3 protein-coding genes and 1 pseudogene are annotated in these 3,384 nt (G+C 64.0%); 2 read left to right on the top strand and 2 right to left on the bottom strand.

From position 1 onward, the window contains the following. Together WCB02_RS17770 and WCB02_RS17775 are read right to left on the bottom strand one after the other, a co-directional pair. A partial coding sequence (locus tag WCB02_RS17770) for an acetate--CoA ligase family protein (protein ID WP_423959976.1) occupies positions 1-1,102 on the bottom strand: 1,102 nt, incomplete at its 3' end. A 111-nt stretch (positions 1,103-1,213) separates the two neighbouring features. Beyond that, complete coding sequence (locus WCB02_RS17775) at positions 1,214-2,056, bottom strand: universal stress protein (protein ID WP_423959978.1); 843 nt, start codon at positions 2,054-2,056, stop codon at positions 1,214-1,216. A gap of 182 nt (positions 2,057-2,238) precedes the next feature. Between WCB02_RS17775 and WCB02_RS17780 the strand changes: the two genes are divergently transcribed. Beyond that, on the top strand, positions 2,239-3,222 hold the full coding sequence (locus WCB02_RS17780; protein ID WP_423959979.1) for a zinc-dependent alcohol dehydrogenase family protein: 984 nt from the start codon (positions 2,239-2,241) through the stop codon (positions 3,220-3,222). Position 3,223: 1 nt separating this feature from the next. After that, positions 3,224-3,384: pseudogene (locus WCB02_RS17785) on the top strand (DNA-binding protein); the annotation flags it as partial.

Raw genomic sequence — 3,384 nt, forward strand, 5'->3', positions numbered from 1 at the left:
ACAAGACCTCGAGTGCCGCGGCATAGCGCGCGGCGTCGGCGTCGCCGACAATATCGACGGGATTCGACCCCGACCAGGTTTTCGGCAGCACCGCATCCAGCTTTTCATGTGTCGTCGGCAGGATCGGCGCCGGAATGCCGCCGAGTTCGGCGAGGCGGTCGATCGCGAGGACTCCGATGCCGCCGCCATTGGTCAGGATCGCGAGCCGCTTGCCCGGCGGTGATTCCACGCGCCCCAGCGTCTCGGCGCAGTCGAACAGCTCACGCAGATCGGAGACCCGCAGGATGCCGGCGCGGCGGAACGCAGCGTCATAGACCGCATCGGAACCGGCAAGTGCGCCGGTATGCGTCGCCGCCGCCCGGGCGCCTTGCGCCATGCGGCCGGATTTCACCACGACGACAGGCTTGACCCTCGCGGCGGCGCGCGCCGCCGACATGAATTTGCGCGCATCCTTGATCGATTCGATATAGAGCAGGATGGCCCGCGTCTTGCCATCCAGCGCAAAGTAATCGAGCATGTCGGCGATATCGACATCGAGCTGATCGCCGATCGACACGATGCCTGAAAAGCCGACGCCGCGCTGTGCGGCCCAATCCACCATCCCCGCAGCGATCGCGCCGGACTGCGAGATCAGCGCCAGATTTCCCGCGCAAGGCATGTGGGCGGAGAAACTCGCATTCAAATTGACCGCCGGCATCATGATGCCGAGGCAGTTCGGACCGAGCAGCCTCATGCCATGCTTCTGCGCGGCGCGTTCGGCCGCCTCGGCGAACGAGCCCGGGCCATGGCCAAGTCCGGAGCTGATGATCAGCGCGCCCGCCGCGCCGCGCTGTCCCGCCTGATCGATCAGGCCGGCAATCGATGCCGTCGGCGCGGTGATCACGACGACGTCAGGCACGAATGGCAGCGCATCAAGACTAGCGACCGCGGCCACGCCTTCGATTTCGGCATAATGGCTGTTCACCAGGCCCAATGCGCCGCCGAATTTGGCTTTGCGAATATTGCCGAGAATGGCGCGGCCCACGGAGCCCCGACGCGGACTGGCCCCGATCAAGGCAATCGAGCGCGGCGCCAGCAGGCTTTTCAAACGATAGGTCGACATCAGTGCGTTTGCCCGGCGAATGTTCCGAGGCGCAAGTCCGCTACGCTTGGCGCGTACTTGAGCGAGAGGAGATTTGTTGGATTGCGACGCGGTCCGCACCTAACCCGGATTCTAACGCGACATCATGACCCAGCAAGGTGGCCGGCCGATGACGGTCTTGGTCGCGCCGCCCCAAACAGTCTCGTTGAGGCGGGAATGGTGATAGGCTCCCATGACCAGGAGATCAATCGCATTCGCGTTCACATGAGCCTCGAAGACCTTTCCGATCGAACTGCCGTCGATCTTGATGGTCTCGAATGAGGCTTTGACGCCATGCTCCGCAAGATGCGCAACGAGGCTCAACCCGGCCTCGAGTTGCGCGGGAGTCTTGCTGTCGGTTGCGGTGACGATGCTCACCGTCGCCGCCGATTGCAGCATCGGCAGCGCGTCCGCGACCGCCCTGGCCGAGGGCGCGCTATGATCCCACGCAATCAGGACGCGGTCGAACACCACCGGCAGCTCGGCGGCAAACAGCTCCGGGCACATCAGGACGGGCCGGCCCGATTCGAAGAGCAGCCGTTCGACAATTCGTTCCGATTGACCGTCATCCGGTTTGACCGGCACCAGCGACAAATCCTTCAGTCGGGCGCATTCGGCAAAGCCCAAGGCGACTTCCGCGGCCGCCATCCGAAACCGCTTCTGTTCATTGCGCACGCTGAAGCGAACCGCCGCGGCGTCGAATGCTTTGAGCAAACCCTGCGCGTCCGTCACGCTGCGCACCGCTTCGCTGACGGCGGCATTTGTCGTGCCGGATGACACCACCACTTTCGGCCTGACCAGAATGTCCTCTTCGATCGCCACGGCGCTGACCTTGGCGCCAAAATCACCAGCGACCGCGACGCATTTGTCGATGGCCGCGATCGCATCCCTGGTGGGCTCGCCGACGAGCGGCAGCAGGACATCCTTGATCGGCATGGGCTTTCCTTCGCAATGACTTTCGCTGGACGTGACCCGAAAAAAGCGGTGGCGGCGGGCAACGCCTTTTTCAGGAGCTCTCGCAAATTCAGCACAGCTGCCCGGATTCACCTTGATTGAGGTCAAAAACCGGCCGGAGTACTGCTATACTGTTTGGGCAAATGGCCTGGAGAGCGCCGCGTATGCGTGCGATGGTATTGCAGGGTTCGGGTTCGCCTCTCCGATCGGAGGAGCGTGCGGAGCCGCAGCCCGGTGACGGAGAAATTCGCGTCAAGGTGAGTGCCTGTGGCGTCTGCCGCACCGACCTTCACGTTGTCGACAGCGAGCTTCCCGATATCAAATACCCGATCGTTCCAGGTCATGAGATCGTCGGCCGCGTCGATCTGGTCGGCACCAATGTGCGGACGCATCGCGTCGGCGACCGGGTCGGAATCCCGTGGCTCGGATATACCTGCGGCGTATGCCGTTTCTGCAGGGAGGGCATGGAAAACCTCTGCGACCGCCCGCTGTTCACCGGCTATACCCGCGATGGCGGCTTCGCCACCGATGCGATCGCGGACGCCCGCTACGCCTTTCCACTCGGCGAAGAGGGCGACGACGCGTCGATCGCGCCGTTGTTGTGCGCAGGTCTGATCGGATGGCGGTCACTGGTCATGGCCGGACCAGCCGAGAGGCTCGGCATCTATGGCTTCGGCGCCGCTGGACATATCGTGGCCCAGATCGCGCGCTGGCAGGGCCGCTCGGTCCATGCCTTTACGCGACGTGACGACACCGAGGCCCAGGATTTCGCCCGGCGGCTTGGCGCGGTGTGGACCGGCGCATCGGATCAGACGCCGGAGACCCCGCTCGACGCGGCCATCATCTACGCACCTGCCGGCGAACTGGTGCCGGCCGCGTTGCGCGCCGTACGCAAGGGAGGTCGAGTGATCTGCGCCGGAATCCACATGAGCGACATCCCGAGCTTTCCCTACGACATTCTCTGGGGAGAACGGCAATTGGTCTCGGTAGCGAATCTGACCCGGCAGGATGGACTGGATTTCCTCAAGGTCGTGCCGCAGGCCGGAATCCACACCCAGACCACTTCGTTCCCGCTGGAGGAGGCCAACGACGTGCTGAGCAGGCTGCGCAGCGGGCAGATTCTGGGTGCCGCCGTGCTGAGGCCGTAACATGTCAGACACGGCGTCAGACGATTGGCGGACCCAGGAGAGCGTGTTTGCGTTTCTGGGCGATCCGAAGCTGCATCCCGATATCCGGCGGATCGACACCCATGCGGCGTCGGTCTTCCTCGCAGGCGACCGCGCCTTGAAGATCAAGCGCGCCGTCCGTTT

Source organism: Bradyrhizobium sp. (genome assembly GCF_049581145.1).
GTDB lineage: Bacteria > Pseudomonadota > Alphaproteobacteria > Rhizobiales > Xanthobacteraceae > Bradyrhizobium.

What these genes read in the sequence shown, in the direction of transcription:
- WCB02_RS17775 (WP_423959978.1), bottom strand. Translation starts at nt 2,056, where the DNA reads ATGCCGATCAAGGATGTCCTGCTGCCGCTCGTCGGCGAGCCCACCAGG.
- WCB02_RS17780 (WP_423959979.1), top strand. Translation starts at nt 2,239, where the DNA reads ATGCGTGCGATGGTATTGCAGGGTTCGGGTTCGCCTCTCCGATCGGAG.